Origin of the sequence: Vibrio tarriae, from assembly GCF_002216685.1 — a bacterium.
Lineage (GTDB): Bacteria > Pseudomonadota > Gammaproteobacteria > Enterobacterales > Vibrionaceae > Vibrio > Vibrio tarriae.
The window spans coordinates 2,531,615-2,552,898 of sequence record NZ_CP022353.1 but is presented as its reverse complement, the minus strand read 5'-3'; the positions used below and the strand labels follow the sequence as shown (position 1 = coordinate 2,552,898).

The 21,284-nt window shown below is 48.1% G+C and carries 17 protein-coding genes and 4 tRNA genes; 18 read left to right on the top strand and 3 right to left on the bottom strand.

Going from position 1 to position 21,284, the window contains the following annotated elements; translation table 11 throughout:
* Positions 1 to 58: 58 nt before the first annotated feature.
* Entirely contained in the window at positions 59 to 481 is a 423-nt protein-coding gene (locus tag CEQ48_RS17470; protein ID WP_198301193.1) for a GNAT family N-acetyltransferase, read from the bottom strand.
* 36 nt (positions 482 to 517) lie between these two features.
* Between CEQ48_RS17470 and murB the strand changes: the two genes are divergently transcribed.
* Positions 518 to 1,591, top strand: a complete 1,074-nt coding sequence (murB, locus tag CEQ48_RS17465) for a UDP-N-acetylmuramate dehydrogenase (RefSeq protein WP_089072088.1) — start codon at positions 518 to 520, stop codon at positions 1,589 to 1,591.
* Positions 1,588 to 2,550, top strand: a complete 963-nt coding sequence (gene birA / locus CEQ48_RS17460; protein WP_089072087.1) for a bifunctional biotin--[acetyl-CoA-carboxylase] ligase/biotin operon repressor BirA — start codon at positions 1,588 to 1,590, stop codon at positions 2,548 to 2,550. Before murB ends, birA begins: the two co-directional genes overlap by 4 nt.
* 47 nt (positions 2,551 to 2,597) lie before the next feature.
* Here birA and coaA read toward each other — a convergent pair whose 3' ends face one another.
* Positions 2,598 to 3,521: a type I pantothenate kinase gene (gene coaA, locus CEQ48_RS17455; protein WP_232477861.1), complete on the bottom strand. Its 924-nt coding sequence runs from the start codon at positions 3,519 to 3,521 to the stop codon at positions 2,598 to 2,600.
* A gap of 208 nt (positions 3,522 to 3,729) precedes the next feature.
* Here coaA and CEQ48_RS17450 point away from each other — a divergent pair.
* From CEQ48_RS17450 to rpoC, 13 genes are all read left to right on the top strand, one after another.
* A tRNA-Thr gene (locus CEQ48_RS17450) sits at positions 3,730 to 3,805 on the top strand.
* Positions 3,806 to 3,840: 35 nt separating this feature from the next.
* Positions 3,841 to 3,925 (top strand) — tRNA-Tyr (locus CEQ48_RS17445).
* Positions 3,926 to 3,960: 35 nt separating this feature from the next.
* A tRNA-Gly gene (locus tag CEQ48_RS17440) sits at positions 3,961 to 4,035 on the top strand.
* Between the two features lie 13 nt (positions 4,036 to 4,048).
* Positions 4,049 to 4,124: transfer RNA gene (locus CEQ48_RS17435), tRNA-Thr, on the top strand.
* A 112-nt stretch (positions 4,125 to 4,236) separates the two neighbouring features.
* On the top strand, positions 4,237 to 5,421 hold the full coding sequence (gene tuf / locus CEQ48_RS17430) for an elongation factor Tu (RefSeq protein WP_000031640.1): 1,185 nt from the start codon (positions 4,237 to 4,239) through the stop codon (positions 5,419 to 5,421).
* Positions 5,422 to 5,644: 223 nt separating this feature from the next.
* On the top strand, positions 5,645 to 6,025 hold the full coding sequence (gene secE, locus CEQ48_RS17425) for a preprotein translocase subunit SecE (protein WP_089072085.1): 381 nt from the start codon (positions 5,645 to 5,647) through the stop codon (positions 6,023 to 6,025).
* 15 nt (positions 6,026 to 6,040) lie between these two features.
* Entirely contained in the window at positions 6,041 to 6,589 is a 549-nt protein-coding gene (nusG, locus tag CEQ48_RS17420; RefSeq protein ID WP_001287510.1) for a transcription termination/antitermination protein NusG, read from the top strand.
* Positions 6,590 to 6,719: 130 nt separating this feature from the next.
* Entirely contained in the window at positions 6,720 to 7,148 is a 429-nt protein-coding gene (rplK, locus tag CEQ48_RS17415) for a 50S ribosomal protein L11 (RefSeq protein ID WP_001085796.1), read from the top strand.
* 4 nt (positions 7,149 to 7,152) lie between these two features.
* Positions 7,153 to 7,854 (top strand): 50S ribosomal protein L1, encoded by a 702-nt coding sequence (gene rplA / locus CEQ48_RS17410; protein WP_001096669.1) that lies wholly within the window; start codon positions 7,153 to 7,155, stop codon positions 7,852 to 7,854.
* A gap of 269 nt (positions 7,855 to 8,123) precedes the next feature.
* Positions 8,124 to 8,612, top strand: coding sequence for a 50S ribosomal protein L10 (gene rplJ, locus CEQ48_RS17405; RefSeq protein WP_089072084.1), 489 nt, complete (start codon positions 8,124 to 8,126; stop codon positions 8,610 to 8,612).
* 66 nt (positions 8,613 to 8,678) lie between these two features.
* Complete coding sequence (gene rplL, locus CEQ48_RS17400) at positions 8,679 to 9,044, top strand: 50S ribosomal protein L7/L12 (RefSeq protein ID WP_089072083.1); 366 nt, start codon at positions 8,679 to 8,681, stop codon at positions 9,042 to 9,044.
* A gap of 240 nt (positions 9,045 to 9,284) precedes the next feature.
* Positions 9,285 to 13,310 carry a DNA-directed RNA polymerase subunit beta gene (gene rpoB, locus CEQ48_RS17395; protein ID WP_089072082.1) on the top strand — a complete coding sequence of 1,342 codons (4,026 nt, stop codon included), beginning with the start codon at positions 9,285 to 9,287 and terminating at the stop codon, positions 13,308 to 13,310.
* Between the two features lie 105 nt (positions 13,311 to 13,415).
* A complete protein-coding gene (rpoC, locus tag CEQ48_RS17390; protein ID WP_089072081.1) occupies positions 13,416 to 17,621 on the top strand; it encodes a DNA-directed RNA polymerase subunit beta' in 4,206 nt (1,401 codons plus the stop codon).
* A gap of 101 nt (positions 17,622 to 17,722) precedes the next feature.
* On the opposite strand, the gene rsd is transcribed toward rpoC, so the two are convergent.
* Positions 17,723 to 18,217: a sigma D regulator gene (gene rsd, locus CEQ48_RS17385; RefSeq protein WP_089072080.1), complete on the bottom strand. Its 495-nt coding sequence runs from the start codon at positions 18,215 to 18,217 to the stop codon at positions 17,723 to 17,725.
* Positions 18,218 to 18,394: 177 nt separating this feature from the next.
* Here rsd and nudC point away from each other — a divergent pair, with 177 nt between their 5' ends.
* From nudC to CEQ48_RS17370, 3 genes are all read left to right on the top strand, one after another.
* On the top strand, positions 18,395 to 19,171 hold the full coding sequence (gene nudC, locus CEQ48_RS17380) for an NAD(+) diphosphatase (protein ID WP_181712698.1): 777 nt from the start codon (positions 18,395 to 18,397) through the stop codon (positions 19,169 to 19,171).
* Between the two features lie 253 nt (positions 19,172 to 19,424).
* The gene (hemE, locus tag CEQ48_RS17375) at positions 19,425 to 20,492 is read left to right on the top strand and encodes a uroporphyrinogen decarboxylase (RefSeq protein WP_198301191.1); all 1,068 of its coding nucleotides are present in this window, start codon (positions 19,425 to 19,427) and stop codon (positions 20,490 to 20,492) included.
* 98 nt (positions 20,493 to 20,590) lie between these two features.
* Positions 20,591 to 21,226 carry a TetR/AcrR family transcriptional regulator gene (locus tag CEQ48_RS17370; protein ID WP_001920521.1) on the top strand — a complete coding sequence of 212 codons (636 nt, stop codon included), beginning with the start codon at positions 20,591 to 20,593 and terminating at the stop codon, positions 21,224 to 21,226.
* Positions 21,227 to 21,284: the final 58 nt, after the last annotated feature.

The window sequence follows — 21,284 nt, the reverse complement described above, 5'->3', positions numbered from 1 at the left end:
CAGTGGATATTACCAAAACTGGTTAAGAAAAGGCTAGAAATGGCGACCATTCTTGACATTACTTCGCTTGATATTGCATCGGAATGAGATCCTTACCAGATCTCGAGTAACGCTCAAAGAGTATATGGAGCTCGGCGGGTAAAGCATGAGGTGCAATTTGAATAAAATGGCCTTGCTGATAGAAATGTTCGAGATGGGTATAAGCAAAACAAAAGGTTGCTGGATTGAGCCATTGCTTTTGGCAGTAGTCGAGCAGTTGCTTTCCAATCCCTTGTTGACGGCTCTGGGTTTCCACTGCCATGCCAGTCAGTAGGCGATATTGACCAATCATACGAAAACGTACCACGCCCACAATCTCACGATCCTTGAGAGCAACAATCACCTGTTCATCACTTTTGGGTTTGCTCCCCGGATAGTGGTTTTTATAAAAGCGTTTGATAAGCGGGAGCTTAATGGGGTCAAATTGCTGAAACTCTAACATTGGTCTTTCGTGCTTGTCGGCCATCTGAGGTAGAATATGGCCAGTTTAAGTTATCCAAAGACGACCATGCAAATTCAACTCGGTGCGAACCTCAAACCCTACCACACCTTTGGTATTGAACAGTCAGCTGCTCAATTGGTCGTGGCGGAATCGATTGACGATCTTAAGGCGCTCTATTGCTCTGCTGAATGGGCTAGCCTACCTAAGCTTATTATAGGCAAAGGCAGTAATATGCTTTTTACTTGTCACTATACCGGTATGGTAGTGATTAATCGCCTCAATGGTATAGAGCATCAACAAGATGATGATTACCATCGGCTGCATGTGGCCGGTGGTGAAGATTGGCCTTCACTGGTAAGTTGGTGTGTGGAGCAGCGGATTGGCGGTTTAGAGAATCTTGCTTTGATCCCTGGTTGTGCTGGCTCTGCACCAATCCAAAATATTGGCGCGTATGGCGTTGAGTTTAAAGATGTCTGTGATTACGTCGATTACTTATGCCTAGAGACTGGCACAGTGAAGCGTTTGACGGTGGAAGAGTGCCAATTTGGGTACCGTGACTCCATTTTCAAACATCAGCTTTATCAAAAAGCGGTCGTGACGGCTGTGGGGTTAAAATTCGCTAAAGCTTGGCAGCCGATTATCCAGTACGGTCCACTGAAAGATTTGTCCTCGGACTGTGCTATTCATGATGTGTATCAGAGAGTTTGTGCTACGCGAATGGAAAAACTGCCTGATCCTGCTGTGATGGGGAATGCGGGCAGTTTCTTTAAAAACCCTGTGATCAGTCGGCAAGCCTTTGCTCGACTGCAAATTGAGCATCCTGATGTGGTGGCATATCCGGCTGAACAAGGGGTCAAGGTGGCGGCCGGATGGTTGATTGATCAAGCGGGTTTGAAAGGTCACCAAATCGGAGGAGCGAAAGTTCACCCTAAACAAGCTCTGGTGATCGTTAATACGGGTGACGCGAGTGCGCAAGATGTACTCATGCTGGCGGCTGATATTCAGCAGCGCGTGTTCAACTGCTATGGCATTGAACTTGAACATGAAGTGCGATTTATTGGCGAAAGTGAAGAAACCAATTTAAAGCAATGGATGAGTGAGCAAGCATGAAAGAGCACAGCGCTAAACTAGCCATACTCAAACAGTTAGCCGATGGCGATTTTCACTCCGGTGAAGTCTTGGGTGCTCAGCTTGGGATCACGCGAGCAGCCATCAGTAAGCATATTCAAGGCATCCGCGACTGGGGTGTGGATGTGTTTCGTGTACAGGGTAAAGGGTATCAACTTGCTCAAGCGATGAGCTTGCTCGATCAATCGGTAATCCAATCGCAAGTGAATAATCCTGTTGAGCTGCATCCGATTATTGGCTCGACCAATCAATATCTGCTCGATCATGTCGAGACGCTGGCATCGGGTACGGTCTGTTTAGCAGAATATCAAGCCAGTGGTCGTGGCCGGCGTGGTCGGCATTGGGTTTCTCCATTTGGCGCTAATCTTTATCTCTCGATCTATTGGCGTTTAGATGCCGGTATGGCCGCCGCGATGGGGCTGAGTTTAGTCGTTGGTGTGGCCATTGTTGAAGCGCTGGAAGCCATGGGAGTGGATGGCGTTAAACTCAAATGGCCAAACGATCTCTATTATCAAGACAAAAAGTTGGCGGGCATTTTAGTGGAAATGTCTGGTCAAGCCGGTGCGGCAGCACATTTAGTGATCGGCATGGGGATCAACCTCACTATGCGTGATAACGAAGGTATTATAGATCAGCCCTGGGTAAGCCTTGCGGAAGTCACTGGTCAAAATCGGATTGATCGTAATGCTTTAGCGATTAACCTGATTGCTGTCTTAGATCGTACCTTACGCCAGTATGAAATTTCAGGCATGCAAAACTTTGTCGAGCGTTGGAATCGTTGGGATAACTTCATCGGCCGCCCAGTTAAACTGCTGATGGGGGCGAATGAGGTGCGCGGTATTGAGCGTGGGATTGATGAACACGGCGGCGTATTATTAGAAACCGACGCGGGCTTGAAAAGTTTTATTGGTGGCGAGATATCCCTACGTAAAAACGACTAGAGCAGAATTAAAGCCAAAAAGAGGCGTAAGCCTCTTTCTGTTGAGCATTATTTACGGAGCAGAACTTCTTCTACCGTATGGTTAAGGCCCTTGCGTAAAATCAAATGTGCACGACCTTTGGTCGGCAAGATGTTCTCAACCAGATTTTTACCGTTGATGGTTTCCCAAATGGAACGCGCCTTCTGTTCAGCTTGGGCTTCAGTGAGTGCAGTGTAGTGGCTGAAATAGGAGCCGGGCTTTTTAAATGCACCTTGGCGAAATTTCATAAAGCGCTCGATATACCACTTTTCTATCAGTTGACTATCGGCATCGACATAAATCGAAAAATCGAGGAAATCAGAGATAAACACGCGGTGTGGGTCATGAGGGTAGTCCATACCACTTTGCAGTACGTTCAAACCTTCAATAATCAGCACATCCGGTCTGTCGACCACTTTCATTTCATCCGTAATATCATAAGTGAGATGTGAATAAACGGGTGCGGCCACATTGGGCTGGCCAGCTTTAACCTCAGAAACAAATTCCACCAAACGGCGAATATCATAAGATTCAGGAAAGCCCTTCTTATGCATAATGCCACGCTCAGTCAGTACCTTATTGGGGTATAGGAAGCCGTCTGTGGTGATCAGTTCGACCTTCGGATGATTCTCCCAACGTGATAAGAGAGCTTTCAGTAAGCGAGCCGTTGTACTTTTTCCGACGGCAACGCTGCCCGCAATGCCAATCACAAAAGGGGGTGCTGATTCGGTGTTACCCAAAAACTGATGTAGCACACCATTACGACGTTGACGCGCGGCCACATACAAATTCAGTAGACGAGCGAGAGGAAGGTAGATTTCAACCGCTTCGGTCATCGATAAATGGTCATTGATGCCCTGTAACTCTTTAAGATCGCCTTCAGAGAGCGTCATAGGTACTGAGTTGCGCAATTGGGCCCAGTGTTGGCGATCAAAGGTTAAATATGGGCTCATAATCGGTTCAATCATGCGGTTGAGAATAAGGAAAGCGAAAATACAATAAGCACAAGATAAAACAAAATAGAAAGATGCGAGAATTAGCGATTGCGCTCTAATTTGACTGAAAAAACAACGAACAAGCAAAATCCTTTGAAAATTGAGTTTTTTTTCAAGATAAGGGTTGCAACCCCCAAGATCATTCACTAGAATGCGCACCACTTATGCCGACTTAGCTCAGTAGGTAGAGCAACTGACTTGTAATCAGTAGGTCACCAGTTCGATTCCGGTAGTCGGCACCATTTTCTCCACTAGCAGTGAAAATGGTCAAAAATTTGGAGGGGTTCCCGAGTGGCCAAAGGGAGCAGACTGTAAATCTGCCGGCTCCGCCTTCGATGGTTCGAATCCGTCCCCCTCCACCATATTCTTAAGGAAATAGCTCTCAGAGTTACGTGTTGCGGGCATCGTATAATGGCTATTACCTCAGCCTTCCAAGCTGATGATGCGGGTTCGATTCCCGCTGCCCGCTCCACTCATTTTAGAGTGCTGATATAGCTCAGATGGTAGAGCGCATCCTTGGTAAGGATGAGGTCGGCAGTTCGATTCTGCCTATCAGCACCAGCTCTAAGCCTCTAAGCAAAGTTTTCCTTTTGATATATACTTTACTACCGATATTTTTTGGTTGCGTGGTCATCTCAAAAGCCACCTAAATCCGTACCTAGAGGGACAACTCATGTCTAAAGAGAAATTTGAACGTACGAAACCGCACGTAAACGTTGGTACTATCGGCCACGTTGACCACGGTAAAACAACTCTAACTGCAGCTATCTGTACTGTACTTGCAAAAGTATATGGCGGTAAAGCTCGTGACTTCGCGTCAATCGACAACGCACCAGAAGAGCGTGAGCGTGGTATTACAATCAATACTTCTCACGTAGAGTACGATACTCCAAACCGTCACTACGCACACGTAGACTGTCCAGGACACGCGGATTATGTTAAGAACATGATCACCGGTGCAGCACAGATGGACGGCGGTATCCTAGTTGTAGCGGCAACTGACGGTCCAATGCCACAAACTCGTGAGCACATCCTGCTGGGTCGCCAAGTAGGTATTCCTTACATCATCGTATTCATGAACAAGTGTGACATGGTTGACGATGAAGAGCTTCTAGAGCTGGTTGAAATGGAAGTTCGTGAGCTGCTGTCTGAGTACGATTTCCCAGGTGATGACCTGCCAGTAATCCAAGGTTCAGCACTAGGCGCGCTAAACGGCGAAGCACAGTGGGAAGCGAAGATTGTTGAGCTAGCAGAAGCACTGGATTCATACATTCCAGAGCCAGAGCGTGCAGTAGACATGGCATTCCTGATGCCAATCGAAGACGTATTCTCAATCCAAGGTCGTGGTACAGTAGTAACTGGTCGTATCGAGCGCGGCATCCTGAAAGTGGGTGACGAAGTTGCGATCGTAGGTATCAAAGACACAGTAAAAACTACTTGTACAGGTGTAGAGATGTTCCGTAAGCTGCTTGACGAAGGTCGTGCAGGTGAGAACGTAGGTGCACTACTACGTGGTACTAAGCGTGAAGAAGTAGAGCGTGGTCAAGTACTGGCGAAGCCAGGTTCAATCACACCACACACTAAGTTCGAATCAGAAGTATACGTACTGTCAAAAGACGAAGGTGGCCGTCATACACCATTCTTCAAAGGTTACCGTCCACAGTTCTACTTCCGTACAACTGACGTAACAGGCAGCATCGAGCTTCCAGAAGGCGTAGAAATGGTAATGCCAGGCGACAACATCAAGATGGTTGTAGACCTGATTGCCCCAATCGCGATGGACGAAGGTCTACGCTTCGCTATCCGTGAAGGTGGCCGTACTGTAGGTGCTGGTGTTGTAGCTAAGATCATCGCTTAATTATTTGACTAAGCACTACTAAAAAGGGCATCATTTGATGCCCTTTTTCTGCGCTGCGCAATAATGTGTCGATTTCTTGATCAAACGCAGCCAAAATTTAGGGTTAAGAGAGTATTTTCTCGCTCTTTAGTATGGAATCAGCGCATTGCGTTGACCGAATGGATTTGCCCTGCAACAGCGGGGCCGTTGTCGTCTAGAAGTCAGATATGTGACAGGTTGGTTTATGAAAGCAAACAACGCTGAAGCTCCTGATAGCTCAAATGCAGCAGACACTCTAAAGTGGGTAGCCACTTTTGTTCTGCTGGTTGCCGCTGTTGTGGGTAATTACCTGTATGGTGAACTGTCTGTGGTAGCTCGCGCCGCAGGTGTAATTGTGTTGATTGCTGCAGCACTTGGTGTTGCTGTGACAACAACAAAAGGCAAAGAAGCGATCGTTTTTGCTCGCGAATCTCGTATGGAAGTTCGCAAAGTGGTTTGGCCAACACGCCAAGAAACTATGCAAACCACACTGATCGTTTTAGCAGTAAGTATTGTAATGGCTCTGGCACTTTGGGGTATTGACGGCATTATGGTTCGTCTAGTGGCCTTTGTGACCGGAGTATAGTAGAGGGTTTAATACATGAGTGAAGCTCCCAAAAAACGCTGGTATGTAGTTCAAGCCTTCTCGGGATTTGAAGGACGTGTTGCTCAGTCACTTCGTGAACATATCAAAATGCATGGTATGGAAGAGCTGTTTGGTGAAGTGTTAGTACCAACAGAAGAAGTGGTCGAAATGCGCGCTGGCCAACGCCGCAAAAGTGAACGTAAATTCTTCCCAGGTTATGTGCTAGTGCAGATGATCATGAATGATGAATCTTGGCACTTGGTACGTAGCGTACCTCGCGTGATGGGATTCATCGGTGGTACATCAGATCGCCCTGCTCCTATCACAGATAAGGAAGCAGATGCGATTCTGAATCGTCTTGAGAAAGCCAGCGAAGCACCACGTCCTAAAACCATGTTTGAAGCGGGTGAAGTCGTGCGTGTTAACGACGGTCCATTTGCTGACTTCAACGGTACCGTTGAAGAGGTGGATTACGAGAAAAGCCGCTTGAAAGTGTCGGTTTCGATCTTTGGTCGTGCAACACCTGTTGAACTCGAATTTGGTCAAGTGGAAAAGCTTGATTAAAAAAGCATCTCTTTAGGCTTGTCTGGGGCGTGGATTATGACTATAATTTCGCGCCTTTTTACAGGTTCTTTATGAAAACCGGGGAGCTGATCAATCGATTAGCGTTTGCACCCATAATCTAGGAAATATCATGGCTAAGAAAGTTGAAGCTTATGTAAAGCTGCAAGTTGCAGCTGGCATGGCAAACCCAAGTCCACCAGTTGGTCCTGCTCTAGGTCAACGCGGTGTTAACATCATGGAATTCTGTAAAGCGTTCAACGCACGTACAGAATCTCTAGAGAAAGGTCTACCAATCCCAGTAGTTATTACTGTGTACAGCGACCGTTCTTTCACGTTCGAAACTAAGACTCCACCAGCATCTGTTCTTCTGAAGAAAGCAGCTGGCATCAAGTCTGGTTCTGCACGTCCTAACACTGCTAAAGTGGGCACAATCACTGACGCTCAAATCCAAGAAATCGCTGCTACTAAAGCAGCTGACATGACTGGTGCTGATATCGAAGCGATGAAGCGTTCTATCGCAGGTACTGCTCGCTCAATGGGCCTAGTGGTTGAGGGTTAATACAATGGCAAAACTAACTAAGCGTATGCGTACTATCCGCGCAAAAGTGGATGTAACTAAAGAGTACGACATCAACGAAGCTGTTGCTCTGCTGAAAGAGCTGGCAACTGCGAAATTCGTTGAATCAGTTGACGTTGCTGTTAACCTGGGTATCGATGCTCGTAAATCTGACCAAAACGTTCGTGGCGCAACGGTACTGCCACACGGTACTGGCCGTGACATCCGCGTAGCGGTATTCACTCAAGGTGCTAACGCTGAAGCAGCTAAAGCAGCTGGTGCAGAACTGGTTGGTATGGAAGATCTGGCTGATCTCGTGAAAAAAGGCGAAATGAACTTCGACGTAGTTATCGCATCTCCAGATGCAATGCGCGTTGTTGGTCAACTAGGTACTATCCTAGGTCCACGTGGTCTGATGCCAAACCCGAAAGTTGGTACTGTAACTCCTAACGTTGCTGAAGCGGTTAAGAACGCTAAAGCAGGTCAGGTTCGTTACCGTAACGACAAGAACGGTATCATCCATACCACTATCGGTAAGGTGACGTTCGAAGCAGACCAACTGAAAGAGAACTTAGAAGCTCTGCTGGTTGCTCTGAAGAAAGCAAAACCATCTTCTGCGAAAGGCGTTTTCGTGAAGAAGGTAAGCATCTCTACTACTATGGGTGCTGGCGTTGCTGTCGATCAGAATACTCTGAGCGCACAAGTTTAATGCATTTGCTTAGGCGCAGAATTTGTGTATAATTCTGCGCCTAATATTTGTGGTTGGGGCTGAACTTTTACCTCGTGGTGAAAACCCAGTCTCCGTCCAAGACCGTAGGCGTTATCCTCGGATAACTTAATAAAACCTACGTAGATGGTGCCCGAACTGACAGAAAGATCTACTTTTTAAGTTACCTTTCTTCTGGGACTGCACCAAAAAAGCTCTCACTGTTGTTGATAATAGTGAGCGGTGTAACGACAACCAGGAGTTAATCCAAGATGGCTTTAAATCTTCAAGACAAAAAAGCAATTGTTGCTGAAGTCAACGAAGCGGCCAGTGGTGCACTTTCTGCAGTTGTTGCTGACTCTCGTGGTGTTCAAGTTGCTGCGATGACTAATCTGCGTAAACAAGCTCGTGAAGCGGGCGTTTACCTGAAAGTTGTTCGTAACACACTGGCACGTCGCGCAGTAGAAGGCACAGCTTACGAATGTCTGAAAGACGTATTCGTAGGCCCTACTTTGATCGGCTTCTCTAACGAGCACCCAGGTGCTGCAGCGCGTCTTTTCAAAGACTTCGCTAAAGAGAACAAAGCATTCGAGATCAAAGCAGCTGCATTTGAAGGTGTACTGACTGACCCTGAAGTACTAGCGACACTACCAACTTACAACGAAGCGATTGCACGCCTGATGATGTGCATGAAAGAAGCTTCTGCTGGCAAGCTGGTTCGTACAATCGCTGCTGTCCGCGATCAAAAAGAAGCTGCATAAGCAAAACTGCTTTTGCTTTTTACTGGTTGCTAAATAAACTTATTGTTGACTTAAAAGAGAATTGTTATGTCTATTACTAACGAGCAAATCCTAGACGCTATTGCAGAAATGTCTGTAATGCAAGTTGTTGAACTGATCTCTGCTATGGAAGAGAAGTTCGGTGTTTCTGCTGCTGCTGCAGTTGTTGCTGGTCCAGCTGCTGCTGCTGCTGTTGAAGAGCAAACTGAATTCAACGTAATTCTGTCTGCTGCAGGCGCGAACAAAGTTGCTGTTATCAAAGCAGTACGTGGCGCAACTGGTCTAGGTCTGAAAGAAGCTAAAGCTCTTGTAGACGGCGCTCCAGCTGCTGTTAAAGAAGCGGTATCTAAAGAAGAAGCAGAAGCACTGAAGAAAGAGCTTGAAGAAGCTGGTGCAACTGTTGAAGTTAAGTAATTCCTACTTAATTTCTTAGCCGAAAGGCTAATGGCTGGTGGTTTAATAACCACCGGCCTTTTTGCGCTGTAGGGTATGGACGAATTTTCCCGCTGTTTAAGCGTTCCATATTCATGCAAATGAGTTCATTTCAACGCAATGAATTCACACTACAGTAAACAGCGATTAGTCACTGTCCTCGCCCTTTTTAACCTGAAAGGCGGACAGTTTGGGTCACTTATCAGCGAGCTGAGGAACCCCATGGTTTACTCTTATACCGAGAAAAAGCGCATCCGTAAGGACTTTGGTACTCGTCCACAAGTGTTGGACATTCCATACCTGCTATCGATCCAGCTCGATTCGTTCGAAAAGTTCATCGAACAGGATCCTGAAGGACAATACGGTCTTGAAGCCGCTTTTCGTTCTGTATTTCCAATTCAGAGCTATAACGGCAATTCAGAGCTGCAATACGTTAGCTACCGTCTTGGTGAGCCAGTTTTTGACGTTAAAGAATGTCAAATCCGTGGTGTAACTTATTCAAAACCGCTACGCGTGAAACTACGCCTAGTGATCTTTGATAAAGACGCGCCAGCAGGTACTGTCAAAGATATTAAAGAACAAGAAGTCTACATGGGCGAAATTCCGCTCATGACAGAAAATGGTACCTTCGTAATCAATGGTACCGAAAGGGTTATCGTATCCCAGCTGCACCGAAGCCCAGGCGTGTTCTTCGACAGCGATAAGGGTAAGACCCACTCTTCAGGTAAGGTTCTGTATAACGCACGTATCATTCCGTACCGTGGTTCATGGCTTGATTTTGAGTTCGATCCAAAAGACAACCTGTACGTACGTATTGACCGTCGTCGTAAGCTGCCTGCATCGATCATCCTGCGTGCACTAGGTAAAACTAGCGCTGAGATCCTGGACATCTTCTTCGAAAAAGTGAATTTCGAAGTGAAAGATCAAACTCTAATGATGGAGTTGGTTCCAGAGCGTCTGCGTGGTGAAACTGCGACCTTCGATATCGAAGCGGATGGCAAGGTTTACGTAGAGAAAGGCCGTCGTGTGACTGCACGTCACATCCGTCAACTTGAAAAAGATGGCGTGAACTTTATTGAAGTTCCGGTTGAGTACATCGTAGGTAAAGTATCTGCGAAAGATTACGTGAATGAAGCGACTGGCGAACTGATCATTACCGCGAACCAGGAAATCAGCCTGGAAGCGCTAGCGAACCTGTCTCAAGCAGGTTACAAAAAGCTAGAAGTTCTGTTTACCAATGATCTGGACCACGGTCCGTTCATGTCAGAAACCCTGCGTGTTGATAGTACGACAGATCGCATCTCTGCACTGGTAGAAATCTACCGCATGATGCGCCCTGGCGAGCCACCAACGAAAGAAGCAGCGGAATCGCTGTTTGAAAGCTTATTCTTCTCTGCAGAGCGTTACGATCTGTCGACTGTTGGCCGTATGAAGTTCAACAGCTCAATCGGTCGTGAAGATGCGGAAGAGCAAGGCACGCTGGATGAAGTTGACATCATCGAAGTGATGAAAAAGCTGATCTCGATTCGTAACGGTAAAGGCGAAGTGGACGATATCGACCACCTTGGCAACCGTCGTATCCGTAGTGTCGGCGAAATGGCAGAGAACCAATTCCGTGTTGGTCTGGTACGTGTTGAACGCGCAGTGAAAGAACGCCTAAGCTTGGGCGATCTGGACAACGTGATGCCACAAGACCTGATCAACGCGAAACCAATTTCTGCTGCTGTAAAAGAATTCTTTGGTTCTTCTCAGCTGTCTCAGTTTATGGATCAGAACAACCCGTTGTCAGAAGTGACGCATAAGCGTCGTATTTCTGCATTGGGCCCTGGCGGTCTGACTCGTGAGCGTGCTGGCTTCGAAGTACGTGACGTACACGTAACTCACTACGGTCGTCTATGTCCTATCGAAACACCTGAAGGTCCAAACATCGGTTTGATCAACTCGCTGTCTGCGTTTGCACGCTGCAACGAGTACGGTTTCCTTGAAACCCCTTACCGTCGCGTAGTCAACGGTGTTGTGACTGACGAAGTGGATTACCTCTCTGCGATTGAAGAAGGTCAATTCGTTATCGCTCAGGCGAACGCTAAGCTGACGGAAGAAGGCGGTTTTGCTGATGAACTGGTTACCGCACGTCAAAAAGGCGAGTCAGGTCTTCACCCACGTGAACACGTTGACTACATGGACGTTGCGACAAACCAAGTGGTATCGATCGCGGCATCGCTGATCCCGTTCCTAGAACACGACGATGCGAACCGTGCTTTGATGGGTGCGAACATGCAACGTCAGGCGGTTCCAACTCTGCGTTCAGAGAAACCACTGGTTGGTACGGGTATCGAGCGTAACGTAGCGGTTGACTCTGGTGTAACAGCCGTGGCGAAACGTGGCGGTATGGTCCAGTCGGTTGATGCTTCTCGTATCGTAGTTAAAGTAAATGAAGAAGAGTTGATCCCTGGCGAAGCGGGTATCGACATCTACAACCTGACTAAGTACACCCGTTCGAACCAGAATACTTGTATCAACCAGCGTCCATGTGTGATGCCGGGTGAACCTGTAGCTCGTGGCGATGTACTGGCAGACGGTCCTTCCACTGACCTTGGCGAACTGGCTCTTGGCCAAAACATGCGTATCGCATTCATGCCTTGGAACGGTTACAACTTCGAAGACTCGATCTTAGTGTCTGAGCGCGTAGTTCAAGACGACCGCTTTACCACTATCCACATCCAAGAGCTTTCTTGTGTGGCGCGTGATACTAAACTGGGCGCAGAAGAGATCACGGCGGATATCCCTAACGTGGGTGAAGCGGCTCTGTCTAAGCTTGACGAATCTGGCATCGTGTACATCGGTGCAGAAGTGAAAGGCGGCGACATTCTGGTTGGTAAAGTGACACCGAAAGGTGAAACTCAGCTGACTCCAGAAGAGAAACTGCTGCGTGCGATCTTCGGTGAGAAAGCCTCGGACGTGAAAGATACGTCTCTGCGTGTACCGAACTCAGTAGCAGGTACGGTTATCGACGTACAAGTCTTTACTCGCGATGGCGTAGAAAAAGACAAGCGTGCGCTTGAAATCGAACAGATGCAGCTGAAAGAAGCGAAGAAAGACCTGACGGAAGAGTTCCAAATTCTGGAAGGCGGTCTTCTGGCGCGTGTTCGCTCTGTACTGCTGGCGGGTGGTTACACTGAAGCGAAACTGGGTTCAATCGAACGTAAGAAATGGTTAGAGCAGACGCTTGAAAATGAAGACCTGCAAAACCAGCTCGAGCAACTGGCAGAACAGTACGACGAACTGAAAGCAGACTTCGATAAGAAGTTTGAAGCGAAGCGTCGTAAGATCACCCAAGGCGATGATCTGGCTCCTGGCGTACTGAAGATTGTTAAGGTTTACCTAGCAGTGAAACGTCGCATCCAGCCGGGTGATAAGATGGCGGGTCGTCACGGTAACAAGGGTGTTATCTCTAAGATCAACCCTGTTGAAGACATGCCATACGATGAAAACGGTCAGCCGGTTGACATCGTACTGAACCCACTGGGCGTACCATCGCGTATGAACATCGGTCAGATCCTTGAAGTTCACTTAGGTCTGGCGGCAAAAGGTATCGGTGACAAGATCAACCAAATGATCAAGGAACAACAAGAGCTGGCGAAGCTGCGTGAGTTCCTGCAGAAGGTTTATGATCTGGGCGATACTCGTCAACGCGTTGATATCTCAGAACTCAGTGATGACGATGTACGTACACTGGCACAAAACCTGCGTGCAGGTCTACCAGTCGCAACACCAGTATTCGATGGTGCTCCTGAATCGTCTATCAAAGCCATGTTAGAACTGGCGGATCTGCCAGCTTCTGGTCAGTTGACTCTGTTCGATGGCCGCACGGGTGACGCGTTTGAGCGTCCAGTTACCGTGGGTTACATGTACATGCTGAAACTGAACCACTTGGTTGACGACAAGATGCACGCTCGTTCTACAGGCTCTTACAGTCTGGTTACTCAGCAACCTCTGGGCGGTAAAGCTCAGTTCGGTGGTCAGCGCTTCGGTGAGATGGAAGTGTGGGCACTGGAAGCATACGGTGCTGCGTATACTCTGCAAGAGATGTTGACCGTGAAATCGGACGACGTGAACGGCCGTACTAAGATGTATAAGAACATCGTAGATGGCAACCACGCGATGGAACCTGGTATGCCAGAATCGTTCAACGTACTGTTGAAAGAGATTCGCTCGCTGGGTATCAACATCGAGCTAGAAGACGAATAATAAACCCTAAGGTTTCCCCGCAAGGGGGAGCCTACCGGTTTTCGGTAGGAAGGTGCTCGTTGCCAATCGCAGCGAGTCCCTTTTAACTCCTTACAGGAGCTGAATGTGAAAGACTTATTAAACTTTCTAAAAGCACAGCATAAGACCGAAGAATTTGATGCGATCAAAATCGGTCTGGCTTCACCGGACATGATCCGTTCATGGTCTTTTGGTGAAGTGAAAAAACCTGAAACCATCAACTATCGTACGTTCAAACCTGAGCGTGATGGTCTGTTCTGTGCGCGTATTTTTGGCCCGGTAAAAGACTACGAATGTCTTTGTGGCAAATATAAGCGTCTGAAACACCGTGGTGTGATTTGTGAGAAGTGTGGCGTTGAAGTCACCCAAACTAAAGTTCGTCGTGACCGTATGGGCCACATCGAGCTGGCTTCTCCAGTTGCGCACATCTGGTTCCTGAAGTCTCTGCCATCTCGTATCGGTCTGTTGATGGACATGCCTCTGCGTGACATCGAACGCGTACTGTACTTTGAAATGTACGTCGTGACTGAGCCAGGCATGACTGACCTTGAACGTGGTCAAATGCTGACTGAGGAAGAGTACCTCGACCGTTTGGAAGAGTGGGGCGATGAGTTCACCGCAAAAATGGGTGCTGAAGCGATCAAAGATCTGCTGGCATCGATGGATCTGCCTGCGGAAGCCGAGCAGATGCGTGAAGAGCTGAATACCACTAACTCTGAAACCAAACGTAAGAAACTGACTAAGCGTCTGAAGCTGGTTGAAGCGTTCGTTGCTTCAGGTAACAAACCTGAGTGGATGATCCTGACTGTTCTGCCAGTTCTGCCGCCTGATCTACGTCCACTGGTTCCACTGGATGGCGGTCGTTTCGCAACGTCGGATCTGAACGATCTGTACCGTCGCGTCATCAACCGTAACAACCGTTTGAAGCGTCTGCTTGAACTGGCTGCACCAGATATCATCGTACGTAACGAAAAACGTATGCTGCAAGAGTCTGTGGATGCGCTGCTGGATAACGGCCGTCGTGGTCGTGCGATCACGGGCTCGAACAAGCGTCCGCTCAAGTCTCTGGCTGACATGATCAAAGGTAAGCAAGGTCGTTTCCGTCAGAACCTGCTGGGTAAACGTGTTGACTACTCAGGCCGTTCGGTTATCACCGTAGGTCCATACCTGCGTCTGCACCAGTGTGGTCTGCCAAAGAAAATGGCTCTTGAGCTGTTCAAACCATTCATCTACAGCAAGCTGGAAACTCGTGGCCTAGCAACGACGATCAAAGCTGCGAAGAAAATGGTTGAGCGCGAAGAAGCGGTGGTATGGGATATCTTGGATGAAGTGATCCGTGAACACCCAGTGCTGCTGAACCGTGCACCAACACTTCACCGTTTGGGTATCCAAGCGTTTGAACCGGTTCTGATCGAAGGTAAAGCGATCCAACTGCACCCACTGGTGTGTGCGGCGTATAACGCGGACTTCGACGGTGACCAAATGGCGGTACACGTTCCTCTGACGCTTGAAGCGCAGTTGGAAGCTCGTACCCTAATGATGTCAACCAACAACATTCTGTCGCCAGCGTCAGGTGATCCAATCATCGTACCGTCTCAGGACGTGGTACTGGGTCTGTACTACATGACCCGTGAAAAGATCAACGCGAAAGGCGAAGGTATGTACCTGACTGGCCCTGCTGAGGCTGAGAAGGCGTACCGTACTAAGACCGCTGAGCTGCATGCTCGCGTTAAAGTACGTATTACCGAAACCATCAAGCATGAAAACGGTAAGTTGACCACGGAAACCAAGATGATTGACACGACCGTTGGCCGTGCCATGTTGTGGCAAATCGTACCGAAAGGTCTGCCATACAGCTTGGTGAACCAGAAGCTAGGTAAGAAGCAAATTTCTAACCTGCTCAACGAGGCGTACCGTAAGCTGGGTCTGAAAGACACGGTTGTTTTCGCTGACCAAATCATGTACACCGGTTTCGCTTACGCGGCACTCTCTGGTGTATCGGTTGGTATCGACGATATGGTAGTACCAGCGGCTAAGTACACGGAAATTGCTGAAGCGGAAGAAGAAGTACGCGAAATTCAAGAGCAGTTCCAGTCAGGTCTGGTGACTGCTGGCGAACGCTACAACAAAGTGATCGATATTTGGGCATCAACCAACGATCGCGTAGCGAAAGCGATGATGGAAAACCTCTCTTCTGAGCAGGTGATTAACCGTCAAGGCGAACAAGAAAAACAAGAGTCGTTCAACAGCATCTATATGATGGCCGACTCAGGTGCTCGTGGTTCTGCTGCTCAGATCCGTCAGTTGGCGGGTATGCGTGGTCTGATGGCGCGTCCAGATGGCTCGATCATCGAAACGCCAATCACGGCAAACTTTAAAGAAGGTCTAAACGTTCTTCAGTACTTTATCTCAACGCACGGTGCTCGTAAGGGTCTGGCGGATACGGCACTGAAAACAGCGAACTCCGGTTACCTGACTCGTCGTCTGGTAGACGTTGCGCAAGACGTTGTGGTGACTGAACATGACTGTGGCACCTTAGAAGGCGTGGTGATGACACCGCACATCGAAGGTGGTGACGTTAAAGTCGCACTGACTGAACTGGCACTGGGCCGTGTGGTATCGGAAGATATCCTCAAGCCAGGTACAGACGAAGTGTTGATCCCACGTAACACACTGCTGGATGAAAAGTGGTGTAAGGTGATCAACGATAACTCGGTTGACCAAATCAAAGTGCGTTCAGTGGTAACTTGTGATTCTGACTTCGGTTGTTGTGCGCAGTGTTACGGTCGTGACCTTGCACGTGGTCACTTGGTAAACCAAGGTGAAGCGGTTGGTGTTATCGCGGCACAGTCAATCGGTGAACCAGGTACACAGCTGACGATGCGTACGTTCCACATCGGTGGTGCGGCATCAACAGCGGCAGCAGAAAACAGCATCCAAGCGAAAAACAACGGTTCTGTGAAACTGCACAATGCGAAGTTCGTAATCAACAAAGATGGCAAGCTTGTTATCACCTCTCGTGCTTCTGAGTTGACCATTATTGACGAATTTGGTCGTACCAAAGAGAAACACAAACTGCCATACGGCTCTATGCTGAGCAAAGCCGATAGCGATGCCGTTGCAGCCGGTGAAACGGTTGCAAACTGGGAAGCGCATACCATGCCAATCATCACTGAAGTGGCAGGTCGCGTACAGTTTGTGGATATGATCGATGGCGTAACCGTTTCTCGTCAAACGGACGATCTGACTGGTCTGTCTTCAAGTGAAGTGACTGAAGCCGCAGCGCGTCCTGCAGCAGGTAAAGACATGCGTCCAGCCATTAAACTGGTTGACGCAAATGGTAAAGATGTCCTGATCCCAGGTACTGACATGCCAGCTCAATACTTCCTGCCAGGTAAAGCGATTGTGAACTTGGACGACGGTGCTGAAGTGAATGTGGGTGATACACTGGCTCGTATTCCTCAGAAGTCTGGCGGTAACAAGGACATCACCGGTGGTCTACCACGCGTTGCTGACCTGTTTGAAGCGCGTAAGCCAAAAGAGCCTGCGATTCTGGCTGAGCACTCAGGTACCGTATCGTTCGGTAAAGAGACTAAAGGTAAGCGTCGTTTGATCATCACTCGTGACAGCGGTGACACTTACGAAGAGATGATCCCTAAACATCGTCAATTGAACGTGTTTGAAGGTGAGCGCATTGAGCGTGGTGATGTGATTGCGGACGGCCCAGAGTCGCCACATGACATCCTGCGTCTGCGTGGTATCCATGCAGTGACCACTTACATCGCGAACGAGGTTCAGGAAGTTTACCGTCTACAAGGCGTTAAGATTAACGATAAGCACATCGAGACTATCGTTCGTCAAATGCTGCGTAAGTGTACGATCACCTTCGCGGGTGACTCAGAGTTCTTGCCTGGCGAGACAGTTGAGTACTCACAAGTGAAGATCGCGAACCGTAAACTGGTTGAAGAAGGCAAAGAGCCAGCTCGTTTCGAGCGTGAGCTGCTGGGTATTACCAAAGCATCTCTGGCGACTGAGTCTTTCATCTCAGCAGCATCGTTCCAAGAAACCACTCGCGTTCTAACGGAAGCAGCGGTATCTGGTAAGCGTGACGATCTGCGCGGTCTGAAAGAGAACGTGATCGTTGGCCGTCTGATCCCGGCTGGTACAGGTTTTGCGTACCACCAAGATCGTCAAGCCAAACGTGCACAAGAACAGCAAGGTCCATCGGCTGAACAAGCCACTGACAACCTCGCTGCACTGTTGAATGCAGGTTTCTCTTCTGACGACGAGTAAGTCATCAAGCTATGAAAAAAGGCACCTTAGGGTGCCTTTTTTATTGGTGCTTATCTTTTGAAATTTAAGATGTTCTACCCACACAAGGGAGGGCTGATTGGTTAAGCGCCAGGCGGTACGGCAAGGCTATCGGCAATCAACTGGATTAAATGATCTTCGAGAGAGAAACGAGCTTCAAGCACTTCACCCACTTCGGATAAATCACGATCTAAATCGAGCAGCTCATCATATTCACTGATGGTGGCGTACTGATCGTTAAAGTTCAGTAGCGGCTCAGTCGTAGTGACGATTTTGGCGTACACCTGATTAATCTCATTGGTGGCTTTAAAGCCGGTAGCTTGCCATTTATTCATGACCATGTCGTAGATCTTGAAATGACCTTCAGAAATGTAGTCCACCAATTCTTGGCAAAAGTACAGCAAAGCCTGCGGAGAAGGGAGTTCTGATACGGCAGTCTTATTAGCACAAGGCTGTAGAGCTGCCAGCTTACAATACTCAACGATCACATGTTGTCGTTTGTCCAACCAGTGATCAATGATCTCGTTCGAACCGCCCCATTGGTCTTGAGTGTTTTTGAATCTTTTTAGCATGACCATGTCCTCATGATCGGATCGTCACTGACGATCGTTCCTTTGCCTTCTTAGTAATATCAATAAGATATAACTACTGCCCTCACAAAAAGTTATAGTCAATAATTCTTGTGCTGACAAATTGTGGTGTGAATTTAGATTGCCAGTAAAATGATCCGACTGCAAGCAATCAGGAGAAGCAGAGTGGAAAAGAGTGACGGCAAGAACGCTTATTGGTGTGTTGTTTCAGGCAGCGATCTTTGGCTGGTGGATGGCCAAATTCCTTATGGCAGCGCAGAGCAGTGGGATCTGCCGCAAGATAAGGCGATCTTGGTGGATCGTTACCAAAACTCCCCTGTCTACTGGTTGAATGCTGCAGATATTGAGCAGGATCGTCCGCTCAGTTCATTACGTGAGTTATTGGGTGTGGATGAGGCGCTGTTTCTTGCTGCAAGCAAAGCGGTGCAATATGGCCATATGAGCCAAACCATACGATTTTGTCCGCAATGTGGGGGGCGTAACTATCTCAATCATCAGCAACTGGCAATGCAGTGCCACGATTGCCGAACCTTGCACTATCCGCGTATTTTTCCCTGCATTATTGTTGCCGTACGTAAACAGCAGAAAATTTTGCTGGCGCAGCACCCACGCCATCGCAATGGTATGTACACCGTGATTGCCGGCTTTGTTGAGGTAGGGGAGACGCTTGAACAGTGTGTCGCGCGTGAAGTATTGGAAGAGACAGGTATCGTCGTGACCAATATTCGCTACTTTGGCAGCCAACCTTGGGCATTTCCGTCGAGTATGATGATGGCGTTTTTAGCCGATTATGACACTGGTGAGCTTAAACCCGATTACAGTGAATTGAGTGATGCCAATTGGTTTGGTATCGAAAACCTTCCTCCTGTTGCACCTCGAGGGACGATTGCCCGCGCTTTGATTGAGCAGACGTTGGCCGATATTGCCCAAGATCAGGCTTAAAAGGCAAAAAAAACCCTCCGGTTAAGGAGGGGGTAAGTAAGATGTCGTTATGAGATGCTGAGTCGAGGACTCAGTTTATGGTTATAGTTTTCGCTAGCGAACAAATTTTTAACACCGTTAAGGGTTGGACGCAATTTAAGCATTGATTTAAAAGTTAATAACTTGATCCCGCTTGCAAAGCCAACCGCTTTTGTGGGACAAACGATGTTAGAATACGCGCCAAAGTAAAGAAGCCGAAAAAGTGGGAATCACCATGACTGAATTAAAAAATGATCGCTACCTGCGTGCTTTGCTCAAGCAGCCAGTCGATTACACTCCTGTATGGATGATGCGCCAAGCGGGGCGTTATCTCCCTGAATACCGTGCCACTCGTGCTCAAGCGGGTGATTTTATGGCGCTGTGCAAGAATGCAGAGTTGGCTTCTGAAGTGACTTTACAGCCGCTGCGCCGTTTTCCGCTTGATGCTGCGATCCTGTTTTCTGATATTTTGACGATTCCTGATGCGATGGGACTTGGGCTGCGTTTTGCGGCGGGCGAAGGACCGGTTTTTGAGCGTCCCATCTCCTGCAAAGCCGATGTCGATAAGATTGGTATTCCCGATCCAGAAGGGGAATTGCAGTATGTGATGAACGCCGTGCGTCAAATTCGCAAAGATCTGCAAGGTGAAGTGCCGCTGATTGGTTTCTCTGGCAGTCCTTGGACGCTCGCCACTTATATGGTTGAAGGGGGCAGTTCAAAAGCCTTCACCAAAATCAAAAAGATGATGTACAGCGAGTCTGCCGTGCTGCATGCGCTGTTAGATAAATTAGCTGACAGTGTGATCAGCTACCTGAATGCTCAGATTAAAGCCGGCGCACAAGCGGTGATGGTGTTTGATACTTGGGGCGGCGTGTTAACACCGCGTGATTATCAACTGTTCTCTTTGCAATACATGCACAAGATTGTCGATGGCTTGATTCGTGAAAACGAAGGCCGCCGTGTACCAGTCACGCTGTTTACCAAAAATGGTGGCATGTGGCTGGAGCAGATCGCGGCTACAGGTTGTGATGCTGTGGGTTTAGATTGGACGATCAATATCGCCGACGCTAAAGCGCGTGTGGGAGACAAAGTGGCACTGCAAGGCAATATGGATCCTTCCATTCTGTATGCTCCTGCCCCACGAATTCGTGAAGAGGTGGCGAGTATTTTGGCTGGATTTGGCCAAGGTGGCACAGGCCACGTGTTCAACTTGGGGCATGGTATTCATTTGGACGTGCCGCCTGAAAATGCCGGTGTGTTTGTTGAAGCGGTGCATGAGCTTTCGAAGCCGTACCATCCATAGTAAACGTGAAAAGCGTCTGCAGGTCAGACGCTTTTCACATCTTGAGCCCGACTGTTTTATACTTCGGTAATCCAGACAGAAAGACGAAGCGAATCATGATGAAAACTAAGGATCGCATAGTGCATGCGGCACTTGAGCTGTTTAATCAGCAAGGTGAACGTAACATCACGACTAACCATATCGCTGCTCATATTGAGATCAGCCCAGGTAATTTGTATTACCACTTTCGAAATAAGCAGGAGATAGTGCGTGATATTTTTGCGCTCTACTCGGCGGAGCTGATTGAGCGTTTTACTCCGCTACAAGGTCAGTATGAGAGCCTTTCTCTACTCAAACACTATTTGGATTCGATTTTCACTCTGATGTGGAAATACCGTTTTTTCTATGCCAATTTGCCGGAAATCTTGCAGCGCGATGAAGAGTTGCATGCTGACTATATTCGGGTTCAAGAACGATTACAGACCAATTTGATTGATATCGTGCGTAATTTTGTCAATCTGCAACTGCTGGAGTTGAATGAGGATGAGATGCCGAAACTGGTGCGGACTCTGCATCTGATTGCGTCTAGCTGGCTTGGTTATCAATCGGCGATGTCACACAAAACTCAGATCACGGAAGAGGTGATTCATCAAGGCATGTTGCAGATGATCTCCGTCGTTAAACCTTGTGCCACTAAGGCGGGGCGTGAACAGCTTCAACTGCTTGAAGAAGGTGTGCGAGCTATGCATGCCTGAGCATGAGTTATAACCAATCTGTCTTGGGCATGGAGCCGATTCGTTGCTAACTTCCTGA

What these genes read in the sequence shown, in the direction of transcription:
- CEQ48_RS17370 (WP_001920521.1), top strand. Translation starts at nt 20,591, where the DNA reads ATGAAAACTAAGGATCGCATAGTGCATGCGGCACTTGAGCTGTTTAAT.
- birA (WP_089072087.1), top strand. Translation starts at nt 1,588, where the DNA reads ATGAAAGAGCACAGCGCTAAACTAGCCATACTCAAACAGTTAGCCGAT.
- murB (WP_089072088.1), top strand. Translation starts at nt 518, where the DNA reads ATGGCCAGTTTAAGTTATCCAAAGACGACCATGCAAATTCAACTCGGT.
- rpoB (WP_089072082.1), top strand. Translation starts at nt 9,285, where the DNA reads ATGGTTTACTCTTATACCGAGAAAAAGCGCATCCGTAAGGACTTTGGT.
- rsd (WP_089072080.1), bottom strand. Translation starts at nt 18,217, where the DNA reads ATGGTCATGCTAAAAAGATTCAAAAACACTCAAGACCAATGGGGCGGT.
- coaA (WP_232477861.1), bottom strand. Translation starts at nt 3,521, where the DNA reads ATGAGCCCATATTTAACCTTTGATCGCCAACACTGGGCCCAATTGCGC.
- rplK (WP_001085796.1), top strand. Translation starts at nt 6,720, where the DNA reads ATGGCTAAGAAAGTTGAAGCTTATGTAAAGCTGCAAGTTGCAGCTGGC.
- hemE (WP_198301191.1), top strand. Translation starts at nt 19,425, where the DNA reads ATGACTGAATTAAAAAATGATCGCTACCTGCGTGCTTTGCTCAAGCAG.
- tuf (WP_000031640.1), top strand. Translation starts at nt 4,237, where the DNA reads ATGTCTAAAGAGAAATTTGAACGTACGAAACCGCACGTAAACGTTGGT.
- CEQ48_RS17470 (WP_198301193.1), bottom strand. Translation starts at nt 481, where the DNA reads ATGTTAGAGTTTCAGCAATTTGACCCCATTAAGCTCCCGCTTATCAAA.
- rplJ (WP_089072084.1), top strand. Translation starts at nt 8,124, where the DNA reads ATGGCTTTAAATCTTCAAGACAAAAAAGCAATTGTTGCTGAAGTCAAC.
- secE (WP_089072085.1), top strand. Translation starts at nt 5,645, where the DNA reads ATGAAAGCAAACAACGCTGAAGCTCCTGATAGCTCAAATGCAGCAGAC.
- rplL (WP_089072083.1), top strand. Translation starts at nt 8,679, where the DNA reads ATGTCTATTACTAACGAGCAAATCCTAGACGCTATTGCAGAAATGTCT.
- nusG (WP_001287510.1), top strand. Translation starts at nt 6,041, where the DNA reads ATGAGTGAAGCTCCCAAAAAACGCTGGTATGTAGTTCAAGCCTTCTCG.
- rplA (WP_001096669.1), top strand. Translation starts at nt 7,153, where the DNA reads ATGGCAAAACTAACTAAGCGTATGCGTACTATCCGCGCAAAAGTGGAT.